We start from the raw sequence: 16,794 nt of genomic DNA on the forward strand, positions 1-16,794 counted from the left end.
TCCTTTATCAATCCCACAAAACTATTTATACTCATCATTTCCACTCCGGTTTTGCTAAAAGGGGGCTTACCCACATTTTAACGAAAATATACACTAAGCGAATTTTAGCATAAAACGAGTCATCTTTCTTCTTAAAATAAAAAATGACTCGTTTCATTTGAACTGTTGAATACTTAATATGTATTCCGCTGTTCATAGTCAAAAACCGTATAACATAAAAATATTTTTAACTATTTTCATGTTTTTAGAAACAACTGTATAGAGAAAACCTTGCTACATATGAAGCAAGGTTTTTAATTATTCAATTCTTGTTTCACTACTATCTTTGTTAGCTAACACTATTATTATTTTAATAGTCTCTTGTTTAATTCCCACAATGCTGTTTTGTTGCTATCCCATTTCAAAAGCGTTACTGCTTCCTCAAAGCATAACCATTTATAATTTAAGTGTTCTTTAGATAATGAGATGTTTTTTGTAGGGACTTTAACTCCAAAAGAAAATTCTTTTATTACATAAACCTCATCTCCCCAAAGGAATCCTCCAACTACATCCTCTACTGGTAGTGAAGAAACAGAATCTAATTGTATATATGGACAATCTCTTGTAATACCAGCTTCTTCAAACGCTTCCCGTTTTGCTGATTCAATAGGAATCTCACCGTCTTCTCCACCACCAGCTATCCCTTGCCAATAACCATAATCACTTCGGTTGAAAATCGCATATTGAATAGAATCGTCAGTTTTTATATAAGGAAATATTAATACTTGATATGGCGCTCTCATTACTTAATCTCCTCTCGAAAATAAGCTTTACATAAATATGAATAAAGAGCCGCCATCACAATTCTACATTAATAATGCAGGTTTATGGTGGCGGCCCTCTATTTTTAAAGAATTTTATTTTTCATAAACAGGCTTACTCTTAACGGAGGAAAACCCTGCTTGTTTCCTATCGAATTCGCTTAGCGTGGTTTTTTCTAAATGTTAGCAGTACCCCATATTATTCAATTGCACCAGCAACGTCATAATCATTTAAATCTAATTCAATTAGTTGTCCCAGCGCTAATTTAGCAAGTTCAGACCCTAAATATGGACCTGCAGTTAAACCTGAAGCACCTAATCCGTTCGCAACGAGAATACCTTCAAAATTAGGGAGCGGACCAATAACAGGTAAGAATCCTGGCGTAAATGGTCTGAATCCAACTCTCGTTTCAAGCATTTTAGCATTTTCTAATCCAGGTGCAACTATTAATGCTTTATGGAAAACTTCATTTAAACCACCAGCCGTTACACGGTGATCGAAACCAGTATCATTCTCATGTGTTGCACCAATTACGACATGGCCATTGTCAAATGTTAAAATGTATTGATCATTTGGCGGCATAACAACTGGCATATTTTCTGTTGCTGTATTTTCCATTTGCAGGTGAACAATTTGTCCTTTTTGGAACGTAACTAAGAAGTTAATTCCTAAAGGGTTTAAGATTTCGTTCGCCCATGCACCTGCAGTTACAATAACCTTTTCTGCTAAAATTGTTGCATCGTTTACTTTAACTCCCGTAATATGATTACCTTCACGGACTAATACTGCATCGCCTTTTATAAAAGTTGCACCATGTTTTTTCGCAGCGCTTATTAACGCGTTGCGTAATAATCTTCCATTTACTCGTGCAGCACCACTAATATGAACAGAACTATATTCTTCTGATAATGCCGGGAATAATTTTTTCGTTTCTTCAGCTGATAAACGCGTAATTTCACCAATCTCTGGTGCATCTTCACGGCGTTTATAAGCTCGCTCTTCCATCTGATCTAGTTTTTTCTCATCAGTATGTAAACTAATTGCACCTACACGGTTGTAACCTGTATCCGTTTCACCGTCTTCTTCTAATTGCTGAATTAACGAAGAATAGTAACGTGCACCGCCTTTAACGATTTTATACCATGCTTTATTACGACGTTGCGAAAGCCATGGACAGACAATACCTGCTGCTGCATCCGTTGCTTGACCTACTTGTTGACGATCCACGATAATAACGTTTGCGCCAGTCTTAGCAAGATGATAAGCAGTAGATGCTCCTAAAATTCCAGCTCCAACTACAATATACGATTTCATTTCAAACACCTTTTCTCTTTTACTAATTATATAAATATAAGAACATTTCTTAGTATAATGGAAGGAATACTTTTTTCAATGTACTCATCGCAATTAATTGTTGCATCATTTTGACTTTCCTAATCTTATTTTTTCTTTTTCCGGAATAAATCAATTGTTTTATAGCCTTGTGATAGAACCTCAATCATCTTTTCAAAACGTTTTTCACGTGTTTTTTCTTGTTTTACAGAAAACAGATTACGTGCCCAATCTTTTTTGTATCCAGGTGTTAAACTTTGATAAAACTTAAGTTCATTTGGGTGATTAGCTAATAAAGCTTCAACATCTTGAATTCGATCTGCATAATCAGCTACACATTGGCTCATTGCAGGCGTTTTCGTCGCTTTTTTCTTCTCACGCTTTAAACCTACAACAGTAAAGATGTCATCCATACTTACCATTCGCGCAAATTTAATATCGCTTTCTCCCACATATCCATCTTCTCCAACGTTTAATGCTGGAAACATCTCATCACGGTGAATAAACGTACTGTAGCGAGAATTACCTTTTTTCGGATATGCGAAGAATATGTATCCTTTTTCAATTAGTAATTCTTCATTACTAATAATATAATTCGTTTGTTTTACCATTTCATCAAGTGTTTCTACAAAAATAAAAATGGCATCGTGTTCTTTTGAAAATACAGTCTCTTTTCCTGTAAAAACTTCGTAATCACTTGGTTCATTAATAACAACCATATTCGTATACTTATTAAGTTTCAATTTATCGATAATTGACATAAAAATCTTCCTTTACATTCAAAATTCATTATTTATACTGTTCTAGTGTATTATATCTATTAAGAAAATCAAACTTTAATAGTTGTTTTAAATTAAAATAAAATAGCCGATTCTTCATAAGAACCGGCTAGCTATTTGTTTTATCATAACTCAATAGCAAATAAAGTATATAAAAGCTCTCTATATTGATCTTCTGTAATTTCACGTTTCGCTTTTTCACCATCAATTATTTCAGTTAAACTAGTATTTGTTAAAGAGACATGACCAGATTCCGTCAATTTGACTGCAATGGGCCCTTTATTGAAAATAGATTTCTCATCTTCTATTACTCTTTTTTGAACATCATTTACTACTGCCTCATCAATCATATGATTATAAAAAGCATGACAAACTTTCCACTCTCCGTTCGTATCTTTTCTTTCTAGAACGTAATTTCCTTTACTTGTATCTTTTCCTCTCACTCGATACGTACCATTTTTAGAAGAAACTGACTCACCACTAAAAGGTACAGGGACTAGAGGTACTAATGAAGCAATACCTACATCAATTAAGTATCGTACGTTATCATAATTTAGAATAATCGTTATATGTCCATCCTCAAGTGCCCAAGCGTTTATATCATTTTTATATACGGTACCTAATGCGAGTTGTACATCATAACCACAATCTTTTAAAAAGTAGTAAAAAAGAGTATTTAACTCATAACAAAGCCCGCCGCGGGAACTAGTTAAAATTTTATCCTGTAAATTTTCCATAGTAATTGTATTCGTGTTACTTGCTATAACATCTAAATTCTCAAATGGTATAGCATGTGCAAAAGCAAAGAGAATTGTATTTAATTCTTCAAACTTCACTTCACTACGGTTTACAAGATTCAATCTTGTAAAAAGCTTATGTTGTAGATTTGTCATAGTCAGCACCCCTTAAAATATATAAGTTAAAATAGTATATGCTGATTGTAATTTTGATGGGGTACTGAAACAATGTACATTTCGTTTAACTGTACCGGTACAAAAAGTCTAACCCACAAGATTACTTAAGATAAGAAGCTACGAATACAAATTTAATAGTTTGTCTATGGGTAAATTATTATGATCGCTTAAATCAACAAAATACTGAAGCTGCCACATTTGGCTCTTTTTAGCTTGATTGCTAACAGGGGTATCCCAGATCGGATAAATCCTCATAGCCATCTTGCCTTTTTGATTTTGTGTTCTCAAGATTTTTTCCTTAAGAAGAATCTCTTTAGGGAAAATAAATTGTCCTAGTTTATTATCATCTATACAAGTGATAACTAATAAGTCAGGAGCAGCGTCATAAGGAAACGCTTGATTTTGCATATTGTCATCTTTCTCCCAAAAAGAAACAAATTGACCAATTTTATTAGGAGTAATTTTTGATTTTCTAAAACGAATGGTTTTGTTATTTAAGTGAAATAAACATCCTGCATATTCTGCGTTTTGCTTTTCTTCTTTTAGATTCGTTATCATTAAATTATTAGGTTTGTAAACTATATTGTTTAAATTTCGAATCGTATCATTATAATTGTTCAAAAAAACTCCCCCTTTATTCATTTCTTAGTTTACCACAAACATCAGTTCTTATATGTTGTAAATAATAAGCGATGTGAAAAAGAGGGAGATTTTACTGGGATATTATTATTGTTTTAATGTACTTAGTTTTTCAATTGCTTGTTGTTCAGTTGCTAAGTAAAAAATATCATTCCCTTTATTACATTCATAAATAAAGTCTTTTAAGCTTTTACTAGTGTAAATAGAGAAATCCCCAATGATAGCAATCTTTACCTTGTAGTTTATAAACTTTTGAAGGATATCACCCGCAAGACGTGTTTTTAAATCAAAGAAGCTTTCACTTATTAATGACTTGTTGATAATAATATACTTCGCATCTACCTCGTATTGAACCGTTGCCATAAGATCCAATGCAGATTGAACATCGGATATTAGTACCTTATCGTTTCTTATGATCCCAATATTTATCCCGTCGATTACTACTTTCTGTATTTCCATAGTCTCACTCCTCTATAATGCTTAAGGCTTATATAAAAACATGCTTTACAACTCTTCATGAATACACATAAATGATTTGCCCTAGGTTAATATTCTCCCTATGTTGTTGTTAATGCATATTATTTTTAAACTTATTATACGGTCAATGAAATTAAGGGTAATCTATCTATTAACTATTTTTGAAAATTTATGTCTCCACAATAACATAATAAACTATCAAAAGTACTAATTTCGGCATACGGTTGTATTTCGGTAGTATTCTTAATCCTCTGAGGGTTAAACCATACTCCCTTTATATTCGCATTTTGACAACCACCGATATCCTTTTCTAAGTCATCTCCAACAAAGAGCACATCTTCTGGTTCCATATTAAGCTCATTTAATGCTAATTCAAAAATACGTTTGTCAGGTTTACTGCATCCCGCTTCTTCAGAAATAATGATTGTTTCAAAATATCTATTTAAATTCGTGTTAAATATTTTAGCTTTTTGCCTCTGAGTTGAACCATTTGTAATAATACCAACTTTAATATGCATCTTGATACTATTTAAGAAATTAATAGTATTTTGGTTTATAGAAAAACATTTAGGGAAATTATTATTCCAAAAATCTTGAATATTATCCTGTGGCAATCGATATTTCGGTGGAAATTCATCAAATAAAGACTCCAAAACTGTCGTTTTATTAGCAATGCCGTATGCCCTTTTATCGTATTCTTTGAATTTCCGTAACATGTTGTTTTTGACTACATCATTAACATCCTCATAACACTTCTCTAAAACAAATAAAAACAATTTATCTACTGCCTTATCCCTATCAAGTAACGTATCATCTAAATCAAACAGCACAGCTTTATAACCCCTCAAATCATTTCACAACCTTTCTGTCATTATGTAAATCTCTCTAAGTTCGTACCTTTAAACTTTTGGTTTTGCAAGAGCATTGTTATGTAGTGATTAACGATTAAACAGAAACAACATAAAAGAAATCCAAAATTTGTGCCACACACTCTAGTATTACGGTAGCTTCTTCTATATTGAAATTCCTTTCCCTCTTCTGGTAAAGAAGCAAAAGTATATTTTCACAAATTTTAAGAAATTATATGCAATTTACATTATTATACATTAGTTTTTCGTAAATTTTAATCGTACATCTTTTCATACGATAAGTTTTTTCAAGCATACAATTATTTTTTCATAAAAAAGGAATATGGCTAATAATACTTTTTTGGAGAATACACATTCTTGAAAATGAAGCTAATACGTTAAACGTCCTATGAAGTTCCTATTGTATCTCCACATAAACTCCAGATAGTACGGCTATAATGACTACCAGAGGTGATATTATGAAAAACTATCATATTCTCGTGGTAGAGGACGATCAAGAAATTCAGGAATTAATTAAACAATTTTTAATGACGCAGCATTATACAGTGGTAGTCGCTTCAGATGGACTAGAGGGTATGACACAATTTAATAAGCAATCCTTTGATTTAATTCTTCTAGATGTCATGATGCCCAATCTTAATGGGTTTGAAGTTTCTAAAATGATTCGAAGTCAGTCAAACGTACCAATTATTATGCTAACTGCGTTGGAAGAAGAAGAAGATCAAATGAAAGGATTCGATCTTGGGATCGATGATTATATAACAAAACCCTTTTCATTTCATGTTTTGATTAGACGAGTCGAAGCTGTACTTAGAAGAAGTTATTATAAAAATGAAAATAATCATTTGATATTTAAAGAAGTGCGTATCGATGTGGATGCATATAGAGTATATGTAAATGACGTTGAAATTATATTAACAACAAAAGAGTTTGAAATTCTACAACTACTATTTCAAAATGAGAGAAAAGTACTTACTAGAGAAAATATCGTAGAGAAGGTTTGGGGGTACGATTATTTTGGAGAAACACGAATAATTGATACACATATTAAAAATCTACGCAAAAAATTAGCTATCCCTTATATTAAAACAATAAAGGGTATTGGTTATAAAATTGATGAATAGTATTGTGAAACTCATGAAGATGAAGCAAATTACTTATAAACTCTTTATGACTACATCTCTCATTTTATTATCTTTTGCAGTATTGATTTATTTAACTTTATACTTCTTTCTTCCTACGTTTTATGAGCAATATAAAACAGATCAACTTCAAACAGGGATAAACGAAATAATTGATAAATCTAAAAATCTTACGTTTCAAGATGCGATACCACTTTTTGATGAATACGCCCAAAAAAATAATGCAATGCTTTCGCTTCAAAATAAAGAAGGAATAATTATTTACTCTCCTTCATTTTCTTTTATTCAAAGTGGTAAGCAAAAAACAGTAGTTACTAAAGCCACACGATTCGAGAATGCAAGTACCCTTAGCAATTCATATAACGTTACGAAACCAATTCAATTCCAAGATGGTAGTTTAACGCTTGTAGTGTTTGCTACATTTCAACCGATTGATGAAGCTTCACAGGTTTTAGTGCGCTTTCTCCCTTATATTAGTATTATTGTGCTCGTTATTGGTATAGGGAGTGCTTATTTTTATTCTAGGTTTATTACAAAGCCACTTATTTATATTAATGAAGGTGCACAAAAGATGGCAAATTTAGATTTCTCCGAAAAAATTGAGGTTCGCTCTACAGATGAGTTAGGAGAATTATCTAATAGTTTGAATGACATGTCTATTAACTTACAACAAGCTATGTTTGATTTAAAAAAAGCAAATGAACAATTAAAAAATGATATTGAAAAAGAAAGAGAAATAGAAACAAAACGCAGAGAGTTTTTTGCGATTGTAGCACATGAATTAAAGTCCCCTCTTACTGTAATGAAAGGATACTTAGAAGGGATGATATACAATATTGGCCCTTATCAAAATCGCGATCAATATTTAAAGAAAAATCATCAAATTATTGAAAGTATGGAACAATTAGTTCGTGAAATTTTAAGCGTATCGAAATTAGAACAACACACCTTCAAACTAAAAGTAGAGGAAGTTACTCCTTCAAAGTTAATAGGTACAATCACAAAAGATCTCGAATTTTTTGCTGCTCAAAAAAGCATCGAAATAATAAAAGAAATTGATTCTGACCTTTCTATTTATACAGATTGTGCTCTTTTAGAAAAAGCATGTAAAAATATTATCCATAATGCGGTTATGTATTCACCACATAATGAAAAAGTCTATATAAAGTTAAGCGAGAATTCTAAACAAGATCAAATCGAAATACAAATTATAAATACAGGTGTCAATATTAAAGATGAAGATTTACAACAAATTTTCAAACCATTTTATCGAATTGAAAAATCAAGAAATCGAAATACTGGAGGAAGTGGTTTGGGGCTATATATTGTTAAACAAATTCTTAAAACGCTAGATATAAAGTTTTCAATAAAAAATATGGAACATAGTGTGCAATTTTGCATGAGGATTCCATTATCTAAACATAAAAACAAACAAACTCTCCTTTAAATAAGACGAGTTTGTTTGTTTTTGTAGTAAGTATAAACTTATTAACAGGTTTTTCATTTAATGACATATGCTGCTTCTTAAATGGCGATTGTCATAAGTATTGACAAACTGTATTCAACTTAAATATTTACCTTCTACTATAAAAGCAAAAAAACGAAATTCCGCTTAGCAGCAAATTAGATTCTCTTATTTGAGCTGCATTTCATCTATGAAACTGAAAAGGAGGATGAAAAATGAATATTTGCCTCCATTTTTCAGATTAATTTGGAATTCTTTTATGATAAGCTATATGTAAAGATTAAACATAAAGGATGATTCGTATGCAAATAAGACCACAAGTAAGTGAATATAACTCCTATTATGCAGCGTATACCAACTTGGTATCAGACGGAAATATCATACATATTCTAGAACAACAAATGAAGGAAACGAATCTTTTATTAAAGGGAATTTCTGATAGTGAGGGACTTTTCCGGTATGCTCCTACTAAATGGAGTATAAAAGAAGTAATCGGTCATATAGCAGATACAGAACGTATTATGGCATATCGATTGCTATCTATCGCTCGAGGCGAGACAGCAGAACTTCCAGGCTATAATGATGATATGTATGTTCTTAGAGCTGCTTTTGATAAGCAATCTATGCAAGATCTTCTTGAGAATTTAATAGTTGTTCGCCAATCTACCCTGTATTTACTTAGAAGCTTAGATAAAGAAGCTTGGTCACAAAGAGGAAATGCGAATAATTCTGAAGTTACAGTTCGTGCATTAGCATACATCATTGCTGGTCATGAGCTTCATCATCTTCAAATTATAAAAGAACGTTACCTTGGTTCTGATGTATATCCAGCAACTTAATATTTGAAGAAAAAGAGTCCTATCTATGTAGGGCTCTTTTTCAGTATTTATAACTGATTAGCGCTTAGAACCATGGCAATTAAATGCATTTATTTATAAAATTCACCACATAATATATATGCTATCCCCTCTTATTCTGTACATAATTTTCTTTAGGCTGATATACTATAAACACAATAGTTCTGGAAAGGTGATGATATTATGTATGAACAACAAAATAATAGAGATAGAGATCAAAAAATGATGTTTTCTATGCAGGGAGTTCCCTCAAATAAAATTAACATGAATCAATTACCTAAATGGATTAGAATTTTTGGCTATTGTGCGTTTGGTTGGATAATAGTATTTAGTTTAATTATGATTGTAGGTTTAATTCTGCAATAACTACACAGATAAACAGTTAAAGGGGACAGCATTTAGATTATATATCTAGGTATTGTCTCGTTTTTTATGTGTGATTATCCCATGATATAGGTAACCAATTATAATAAAAAGAACTTGTAGAATATCCTACAAGTTCTTTTTCAAATATTATTAAAACGGGAACAACAAACTATTTTAACATTCAGTACAGGGAGACCATTTTGATTATGGCTTGATTTTATTATAAATCAAATATAAGCTTTTGAAAGGTCTATTTTTTGAATATTATGTGAATCAAACAGCTACGATGCTTATATTAGATTTCATTTACGACCAACTTCTTCTTACTTAAATACACTGCACGATCTGATTTTTTAGCAACTTCCTGTGAATGCGTCACAACAATAATGCATTTATTCTCTTTATGTGCAAGTTCTTGAAACAGTTCTATTATATCCATTGCGGTTTCCTCGTCGAGGTTTCCTGTCGGCTCATCTGCAATCAGTAAATCAACATTACAAGATAGTGCTCGAGCAATTGCTACACGCTGTTGTTGCCCACCACTTAGTTGCAGGACGTTTCGTTTCGCTTCAGCTTCTGTGAGTCCTACCCTCTCTAATAATTCTAATGCTCTTGCTGTTTTATTTTGCACTTTAACACCTGTAATTTCCATTGCTGTTAAGACGTTTTGAAGAGCAGTCATATAGGTAATTAAGTTATAAGATTGGAAAATTACAGATACATTTTGATTACGGTATCGATCCAAACCAATTTTTCTAATATCTTTGCCATTATACAGTACATAACCATTTTTAGGGACATCCAGTCCACAACCTAAGCTCAGAGTTGTGGTTTTACCAGATCCAGATGGTCCTAAAATCGTGTAGAAATGTCCTTTTTGAAAAGAAAAGTTAACATTATCTAGTATCGCTACATTTTTTCCATTACTTTCATAATAATAATCCAAATTTTTAAACTGTAAAATCGTCTCCATATCGAGCCTCCTCATTCATCTTTTAAAAGAATTTGTTTTGGGTTTAAACGTAGAATAGATAATGCTGGAAGAAGCGTTGCTATTATAGCAATAGCTAGTCCAATTCCACCCATTTTCCCTACATCTTCTCCTGTTACACTTACATCAATTTTATCAATTGGATCTTCTTTTTGATTTTGTAGAGTCCCACCAGGTCCAGCCATCATTACAGTACCATTTTGCGAGGTATCTGTTTCTTCGCTTGCAGTAGCAATTTCATTCGAAAGTAAATTATCCCCGATATATTGAGAAACTTTAGCTCCTGTTGTTATGGATAATCCAAATGCTAAAATAGCGACACACACTACTTCTACTACGAATTGCGCCATCAGTTTCCACTTTTTCTCTCCAATGGACAATAGAATTCCCATTTCTTTACGACGTCCTTTAATTGATAACATAATGATTAACCCTAAAATGATCGCACCTGCAATCGATACAATATAAATAATTATTTGAGAAGTCGAAGAGATATTTTCGATAGGACCAATCATTTGCTTGTACAATGAATCATGCGCATCTAATTTATAATAATTAAAATCAATATTAGATTTTTTTGCTTCTTTTTTAAATGCATCAATATATTGTGGATCATTCAAGAAATACACGACTTGAACACTACTTATACCTTGGTCTACTTCTAATTTTTTCATAGTTGAATACGGCATATATAGTTTATTAGCTGGATCCATAATAGGAGGAGCCTGTTGACCCATTGCTTGCTCATTTGTTTCGTAAATACCGATAATTTCAACCTCAAGGGTTTCCTTCTTATCCCCTGATTGCACTTTAAGTTTGTCTCCTACTTTCAAATTGTTTAAGTCCGCTAATCGTTTTTCCATTAAAGCTACAATCTGATCTTTCATTTGCTCTGTAATTGGTTTTCCATCGATGATTTTACTTTTTCCGTTTTTAAAGCTTTCTTGTAATGCAGTATTGCGGACTCCCTCAATCATAAAAGAAGCATTCATATCTATTTCTGTACCAGAGCTTGAACCGCCTCGCACAGCCGCCATTCCCGCTTTACCTTTACCTTCTTCTTCTCCTTCTGAAGCTCCTACTAGTTTAAGTCCATCAGAAATCCCGAAAGTGTTAGCTATGTAATTATAGTCTTTTACATACTTGGACTTCGCTAATTGATCTGTTTCTTTTGTATCGAGCTGCGGCGGATTTGGCATTTCTCCAGTTTCCTTAGCTTTTTGACCTAATTTGTCGAAATCAAGACCTAAAGTAACATCTGCACCAAGTTTTTTTCTCGCAGCATCCGCTGCTTTTTTTGACGCATTTTGGATTGTGAAACCTGAAAGAACCAAATTTGTAACAATCAAAAAAACTGCCATCAAAATTAATGATGTTCCTATCCTTTTTTTCATACTAAGAATTGCTCGTTTCATAAAATTCATTTTTTCTTACCTCCTTGATAACTTGTATTCTATATAGGTTATCTAGAGTTTATATGGAGCTAATCGGTAGTTTAACTAGAGATATAAGGAGTTTATGTGTAGTTATTCATTTACCTGTTCAAGAGAAACTAGAACACAAATTCAAAAATGTAGTCGTTTTTGAATTTTGGTAAGGAGTTATTCCATTTAAGGAACTTATGAGGTTAAGGGTGATTTAATATATGTAGTACAAAAAATATATTTACTGTGTAATTTCTATACAATAAATATAGAGAACCCTATTTGGATATCTATATAGGATTTTAATAGTTACTGTATTTCACACAAATCACATCGCTTTAAAAGGTGCACCTTTTTAGATTTCAGTATAATTTATTTATAGTTTTATTTTATTACAAGCTTTATAATATACAAATTTACCAACTACTATTAGGAAAAGAGAATATTTTATAATTAATTAAAAGCATAAATTTTGTCTATGTTTTAAACAATATGTATTTTGGAGGAGGTTAATTTGATTTTTTCAAAACTCATTGATCGGTACGCCTTATATGATTTACACAAAAAAAGAAGTGTAGCGTTTCAGTATACTTCCCTTTCTAACACTTCATTAAATATACAGGACATAGAATCTTTTTATAAAGTAAAACCATCCTATATTCATTTTGACATTAAGCATTCAAAACAGAAATATGAATACATGGTTGGGCAATTCAAATATAAAAGCTCGGTTCAATCCGGTGATTCACGCAACGACTCTGTAACTGGGGAATTATTCTTACATAAAAATGAAAATGCACCTCATGTTATCTTTGTTCACGGTTGGAGAATGGATTCTAACGAACGTGTAAAAAATATATTCCACGATTATATGACCAGCCTGAAGTGGAATATGTATTATTTCACTCTACCCTATCATTTTGAAAGAAAACCCGATCAATCCCTATTCAGTGGAGAGTACATGGTAAGTGCGAATATTGAACGAACAGTACAAGCAACTAGACAAGCGGTAGCTGATTTACGAACTTTAATCAAATGGATTAAAGCAAATAAAAATGGTCCCCTGATTCTAATAGGAATTAGTTTAGGTGGAGTTATTACTAACCTAACATCTCTTGTTGAACCAGAAATTGATGTATTAGCATCCATTTTCTACGCGAATCGACTTTCTTATTCTATTTGGAATACAACTCCGGGTAAATTTATTAGAGAAGACTTGGAACATCATGGTGTAACGTATAATGATTTAATAGATTATTGGAAAATCACCGAACCGAGTCAAGCATTACCAAGAGTAAAAAAAGAAAATATTTTATTAATTTCAGGTAAACACGATTTATATGTGCACTCTGAGGATACGGACTATTTGTGGGAATCTTGGGAAAGACCTACGCGATATATTTATACATGTGGGCATGCCGGGATCGTTCTTAGACGTAAAAAAATTGCAACTGATACTATCAATTTTATTCAAAATCGATTGAACTCCCCGCACTTATCCAATGTCATGCCTTAAATCGCGAGATTACTAAGTACAAAATCTTATACTTATATTGTTATATTTTTTACTAGTCACCTTTGTAAATCTTCGCCCCTAGCCTTACACGATTGAAAATAAAATAAATAACTAAGGAACTAATTTACCATATGGAAAAACATTGCTCAGCATTTTCACCAGTGGTCCCTTTAATATGCAATATTACATTCAAAAATCTTTATTTATTCCGTTATTAATTTAAAAGTAAATTATTCTTCCATTAATCTATACCATCCGTTTTTACAGTTATGGATACCCAAATTACATATAAAAAAGAGAGAAAAACATTAGTTAGTTCTTCTCTTTTTGTTTATTTTTAAGATAACTATCTATAAATTTTGCTTTTCATAATTCTTCATGAGTCTAGATAAGAAAAAAGAATCTAGTCCTTTTCTAGACTCAAAAAGAAATTTTTCTAATGTACATAATTACAACGACATGAAAACACTTTGCTCTTAAATCCACTACTTGTATTATTGATTGCATGAAACTCCTTCTTGAGAAAGGTTTTAATTTCAGAATATTCTATTGACCATTATAACATATCCAATTTACAATTTAATTGTGGTGTTCTTTCACAATTAAACTACTTAGAATACACTTCATTTATTTGAAAACAATTACAAATAGAGGTGCTAAAATGAAAACTAGAGTAAATCCAGATTTATTACAAGGGTTAGAGATGTTTCCGGATCTCGATTTATGCCCGGAAAACTTGCAATCAATCAGAGAAGGAATAGCTCAAATGAGACCACCTACCGTTGTTGATGACTCCCTTTCTTTATCAGATAAAGTCATTGTTGGACCTGATGATAATCCGTTACGATTAAGAATTTATCGTCCAAAATCCAATCATGAATTTTTACCTGTCTTATTATGGATACATGGTGGTGGTTATATCTTAGGGTCTATAGATGATAACGATGATACTTGTATGAGGTTTGCAAAAGAAGCTGGCTGTGTGGTCGTGTCTGTAGACTACCGCTTAGCACCTGAACACCCTTACCCAGCACCAATTGAGGATTGTTATTCAGCTTTAAAATGGATTGCTGATAATGCAAAGTCATTAAACATTGATTCGAATCGAATTGGGGTTGCAGGAGTAAGTGCTGGCGGTGGACTAACAGCAGCATTATCATTATTAGCACGAGATCGAAAATATCCTTCAATTTGTTTACAAATGCCACTATATCCAATGATTGATGACCGAAATAATACACCTTCAGCGAATGAAATTAAAGAGGGATTTGTTTGGAACCAAAAGGCAAATGAAGCTGGCTGGAAAATGTATTTAGGAGAAATGTATGGAACGGATCAAATTCCTACCTATGCAGCGCCTTCTCGAGCTGAGGATTATAGTGACTTACCGTATACTTACACATTTGTTGGTCAATTAGATCCATTCCGAAGCGAAACATTAACCTATGTAAGCAAACTAGCGCAAGCTGGTGTTGATGTCGAGTTTCATTTATATCCAAATGCCTATCACTGGTTTGAAGGGTTAAATCCAAATGCCGATGTATCTATTTATGCTGTGAACGAAATAGTACAAGCAATAAAAACTGGGTTCAAAAGAGTATCTAAGGTTGAGGCTTAATCCCATTACAAGAGAAACACTCATAAATAGTATACATTTGTGAGTGTTATTATCATTTAAACATAATAGCCGATTCTCATTTGAAATCGGCTATTAATATGTAAAATTCACCTAATATATCAAGGTTGAGAAACAGATATAAGATGTTTAGGCGATGTGTTTATTTCCTCTGCCAATGCTTTTATGTTCATCATGATTTGAAGTATTTCTTCTTTTGTTGTCCTTGGGTTGATAGAGCAAAGTCGAATTACTACTTTTTCTTTTAATTTAGTCGTACTTAGCATAGCAAATCCTCTTTGATTAATTTCTTCCACCAATTTTTTGTTTATTTCATGAATTGCATCTGTAGATGTTAGCTCACATGGAATATAACGAAAAGTAACAATTCCTAATTGGGCGGGTGTTACTACTTCCCAATCTTTTTCTTTCCTTAAAAACTCTTCAACTTGTTCAGCTAGCATAATGCCATGATCTATTGCCTCACGAAAAGCTGTAACTCCGAATGCTTTAAAAGAAAGCCATACCTTTAATGCTCTAAATCTACGAGAAAGTTCAATTCCACGTTCCCCAAAATTCACTTTTTCTTCTATATTGGTTTCCGTATCCCTAATATACTCTGGGATCATACGGAACGTTTCACTTAAATATTGACTATTTCGAATGAGTACACAACCAACATCATAAGGCTGAAAAAGCCATTTATGCGGGTCTAACGTCAAAGAATCAACACGATGAATTCCTCTTAATAACTCTCTTCCTTTTTCGCTCAGAATTGCTGCAGCCCCATAAGCGCCATCCGCGTGTAGCCATACATCTTCATCACCACATAGATCAGCCAATTCATCGAGGGAGTCCACCGCTCCGCAATTCGTTGTCCCTGCATTCGCAATAACACAGAATGGTTTTTTCCCTTTTAATCGATCTTCTTTTATTTGCTTTCTTAAAGTACTAACTGAAATTTTCAAATCTTCATCTGTCTCAATTCGGCAAATTTGATGCTGTTTAAAACCTAATACTTTAAGTGCTCGATCTACAGAAAAATGAGTTTGGTTAGAAAAATAAACAACCGCATTTTCTATGTCATTATTCAACTTGATCTGTCTCGCTACAGTAAGTGCAGTCAAATTAGCCATGGAACCGCCACTGACAAATAGTCCTTCAGCTGAATCAGGGAATCCTAGCATTGATTTTAACCAGTTGATTGTTGTTAATTCAATTTGTTCAGCACCTGCACCTACTATCCAAGCTGTAGGAAATACATTAAAACCACTTGCTAAAAAATCTGCTACTACACCAACATAATTATTAGGACCTGGCACAAAAGCCATAAAATGAGGATGATCCACATGAGTAATTTGATTAAACACATTGTTATTAAGAAAATGAAGTAATTCTTTTGGATTAGATCCGTTTTCCGGAATCGTTTCAATTAGCTTGTCTCTAAAAATATTACTATCAATCGTTTCCGAAACTGGTTTACTTTTTAAATGATTCATATGATCAACAATTAAGTCAACCGCTTGATATCCTAACTGACGCATCTCTTCGGCTGATAACTGCAAGTTTTTTGTCATTTGGTTTACTCCTATTCTATTTAAAAAGGC

At 32.5% G+C, this 16,794-nt stretch carries 16 protein-coding genes; 6 read left to right on the plus strand and 10 right to left on the minus strand.

What is annotated here, in order from left to right:
- Nucleotides 1-344: 344 nt before the first annotated feature.
- The 7 genes from ACYVEC_RS22590 to ACYVEC_RS22620 all read right to left on the minus strand — a co-directional run bounded on the left by ACYVEC_RS22590 (nucleotide 345) and on the right by ACYVEC_RS22620 (nucleotide 5,790).
- The gene (locus ACYVEC_RS22590) at nucleotides 345-782 is read right to left on the minus strand and encodes an NUDIX hydrolase (protein ID WP_460508409.1); all 438 of its coding nucleotides are present in this window, start codon (nucleotides 780-782) and stop codon (nucleotides 345-347) included.
- A 217-nt stretch (nucleotides 783-999) separates the two neighbouring features.
- Complete coding sequence (locus ACYVEC_RS22595) at nucleotides 1,000-2,115, minus strand: NAD(P)/FAD-dependent oxidoreductase (protein ID WP_063225068.1); 1,116 nt, start codon at nucleotides 2,113-2,115, stop codon at nucleotides 1,000-1,002.
- Between the two features lie 125 nt (nucleotides 2,116-2,240).
- On the minus strand, nucleotides 2,241-2,894 hold the full coding sequence (locus ACYVEC_RS22600; protein WP_063225069.1) for a YdeI/OmpD-associated family protein: 654 nt from the start codon (nucleotides 2,892-2,894) through the stop codon (nucleotides 2,241-2,243).
- A 143-nt stretch (nucleotides 2,895-3,037) separates the two neighbouring features.
- Nucleotides 3,038-3,805, minus strand: coding sequence for an arylamine N-acetyltransferase family protein (locus ACYVEC_RS22605; RefSeq protein ID WP_063225070.1), 768 nt, complete (start codon nucleotides 3,803-3,805; stop codon nucleotides 3,038-3,040).
- 138 nt (nucleotides 3,806-3,943) lie between these two features.
- Nucleotides 3,944-4,447 (minus strand): MepB family protein, encoded by a 504-nt coding sequence (locus tag ACYVEC_RS22610; RefSeq protein ID WP_063225071.1) that lies wholly within the window; start codon nucleotides 4,445-4,447, stop codon nucleotides 3,944-3,946.
- A gap of 105 nt (nucleotides 4,448-4,552) precedes the next feature.
- Nucleotides 4,553-4,924: a DUF4180 domain-containing protein gene (locus ACYVEC_RS22615; RefSeq protein WP_063225072.1), complete on the minus strand. Its 372-nt coding sequence runs from the start codon at nucleotides 4,922-4,924 to the stop codon at nucleotides 4,553-4,555.
- Nucleotides 4,925-5,097: 173 nt separating this feature from the next.
- The gene (locus ACYVEC_RS22620; protein ID WP_080468761.1) at nucleotides 5,098-5,790 is read right to left on the minus strand and encodes an HAD family hydrolase; all 693 of its coding nucleotides are present in this window, start codon (nucleotides 5,788-5,790) and stop codon (nucleotides 5,098-5,100) included.
- Between the two features lie 479 nt (nucleotides 5,791-6,269).
- Between ACYVEC_RS22620 and ACYVEC_RS22625 the strand changes: the two genes are divergently transcribed.
- The 4 genes from ACYVEC_RS22625 to ACYVEC_RS22640 all read left to right on the plus strand — a co-directional run bounded on the left by ACYVEC_RS22625 (nucleotide 6,270) and on the right by ACYVEC_RS22640 (nucleotide 9,641).
- Nucleotides 6,270-6,935: a response regulator transcription factor gene (locus ACYVEC_RS22625; protein ID WP_063225074.1), complete on the plus strand. Its 666-nt coding sequence runs from the start codon at nucleotides 6,270-6,272 to the stop codon at nucleotides 6,933-6,935.
- Complete coding sequence (locus ACYVEC_RS22630) at nucleotides 6,928-8,400, plus strand: sensor histidine kinase (RefSeq protein ID WP_063225075.1); 1,473 nt, start codon at nucleotides 6,928-6,930, stop codon at nucleotides 8,398-8,400. Before ACYVEC_RS22625 ends, ACYVEC_RS22630 begins: the two co-directional genes overlap by 8 nt.
- Before the next feature lie 320 nt (nucleotides 8,401-8,720).
- Complete coding sequence (locus tag ACYVEC_RS22635) at nucleotides 8,721-9,257, plus strand: DinB family protein (protein ID WP_275719289.1); 537 nt, start codon at nucleotides 8,721-8,723, stop codon at nucleotides 9,255-9,257.
- Between the two features lie 201 nt (nucleotides 9,258-9,458).
- Nucleotides 9,459-9,641: a hypothetical protein gene (locus tag ACYVEC_RS22640; RefSeq protein ID WP_000273229.1), complete on the plus strand. Its 183-nt coding sequence runs from the start codon at nucleotides 9,459-9,461 to the stop codon at nucleotides 9,639-9,641.
- Nucleotides 9,642-9,936: 295 nt separating this feature from the next.
- Here the strand turns inward: ACYVEC_RS22640 and ACYVEC_RS22645 are convergent, their stop codons facing one another.
- Together ACYVEC_RS22645 and ACYVEC_RS22650 are read right to left on the minus strand one after the other, a co-directional pair.
- Nucleotides 9,937-10,614 carry an ABC transporter ATP-binding protein gene (locus ACYVEC_RS22645; protein ID WP_063225077.1) on the minus strand — a complete coding sequence of 226 codons (678 nt, stop codon included), beginning with the start codon at nucleotides 10,612-10,614 and terminating at the stop codon, nucleotides 9,937-9,939.
- 11 nt (nucleotides 10,615-10,625) lie between these two features.
- The gene (locus ACYVEC_RS22650; protein WP_063225078.1) at nucleotides 10,626-12,056 is read right to left on the minus strand and encodes an ABC transporter permease; all 1,431 of its coding nucleotides are present in this window, start codon (nucleotides 12,054-12,056) and stop codon (nucleotides 10,626-10,628) included.
- A 514-nt stretch (nucleotides 12,057-12,570) separates the two neighbouring features.
- On the opposite strand from ACYVEC_RS22650, the gene ACYVEC_RS22655 reads away from it, so the two are divergent.
- Entirely contained in the window at nucleotides 12,571-13,572 is a 1,002-nt protein-coding gene (locus tag ACYVEC_RS22655; RefSeq protein ID WP_063225079.1) for an alpha/beta hydrolase, read from the plus strand.
- 661 nt (nucleotides 13,573-14,233) lie between these two features.
- Nucleotides 14,234-15,190, plus strand: a complete 957-nt coding sequence (locus ACYVEC_RS22660; RefSeq protein ID WP_275719287.1) for an alpha/beta hydrolase — start codon at nucleotides 14,234-14,236, stop codon at nucleotides 15,188-15,190.
- 119 nt (nucleotides 15,191-15,309) lie between these two features.
- On the opposite strand, the gene ACYVEC_RS22665 is transcribed toward ACYVEC_RS22660, so the two are convergent.
- The gene (locus tag ACYVEC_RS22665; protein WP_098556585.1) at nucleotides 15,310-16,764 is read right to left on the minus strand and encodes a pyridoxal phosphate-dependent decarboxylase family protein; all 1,455 of its coding nucleotides are present in this window, start codon (nucleotides 16,762-16,764) and stop codon (nucleotides 15,310-15,312) included.
- Nucleotides 16,765-16,794: the final 30 nt, after the last annotated feature.

This window comes from Bacillus sp. MN7755 (genome assembly GCF_054771475.1).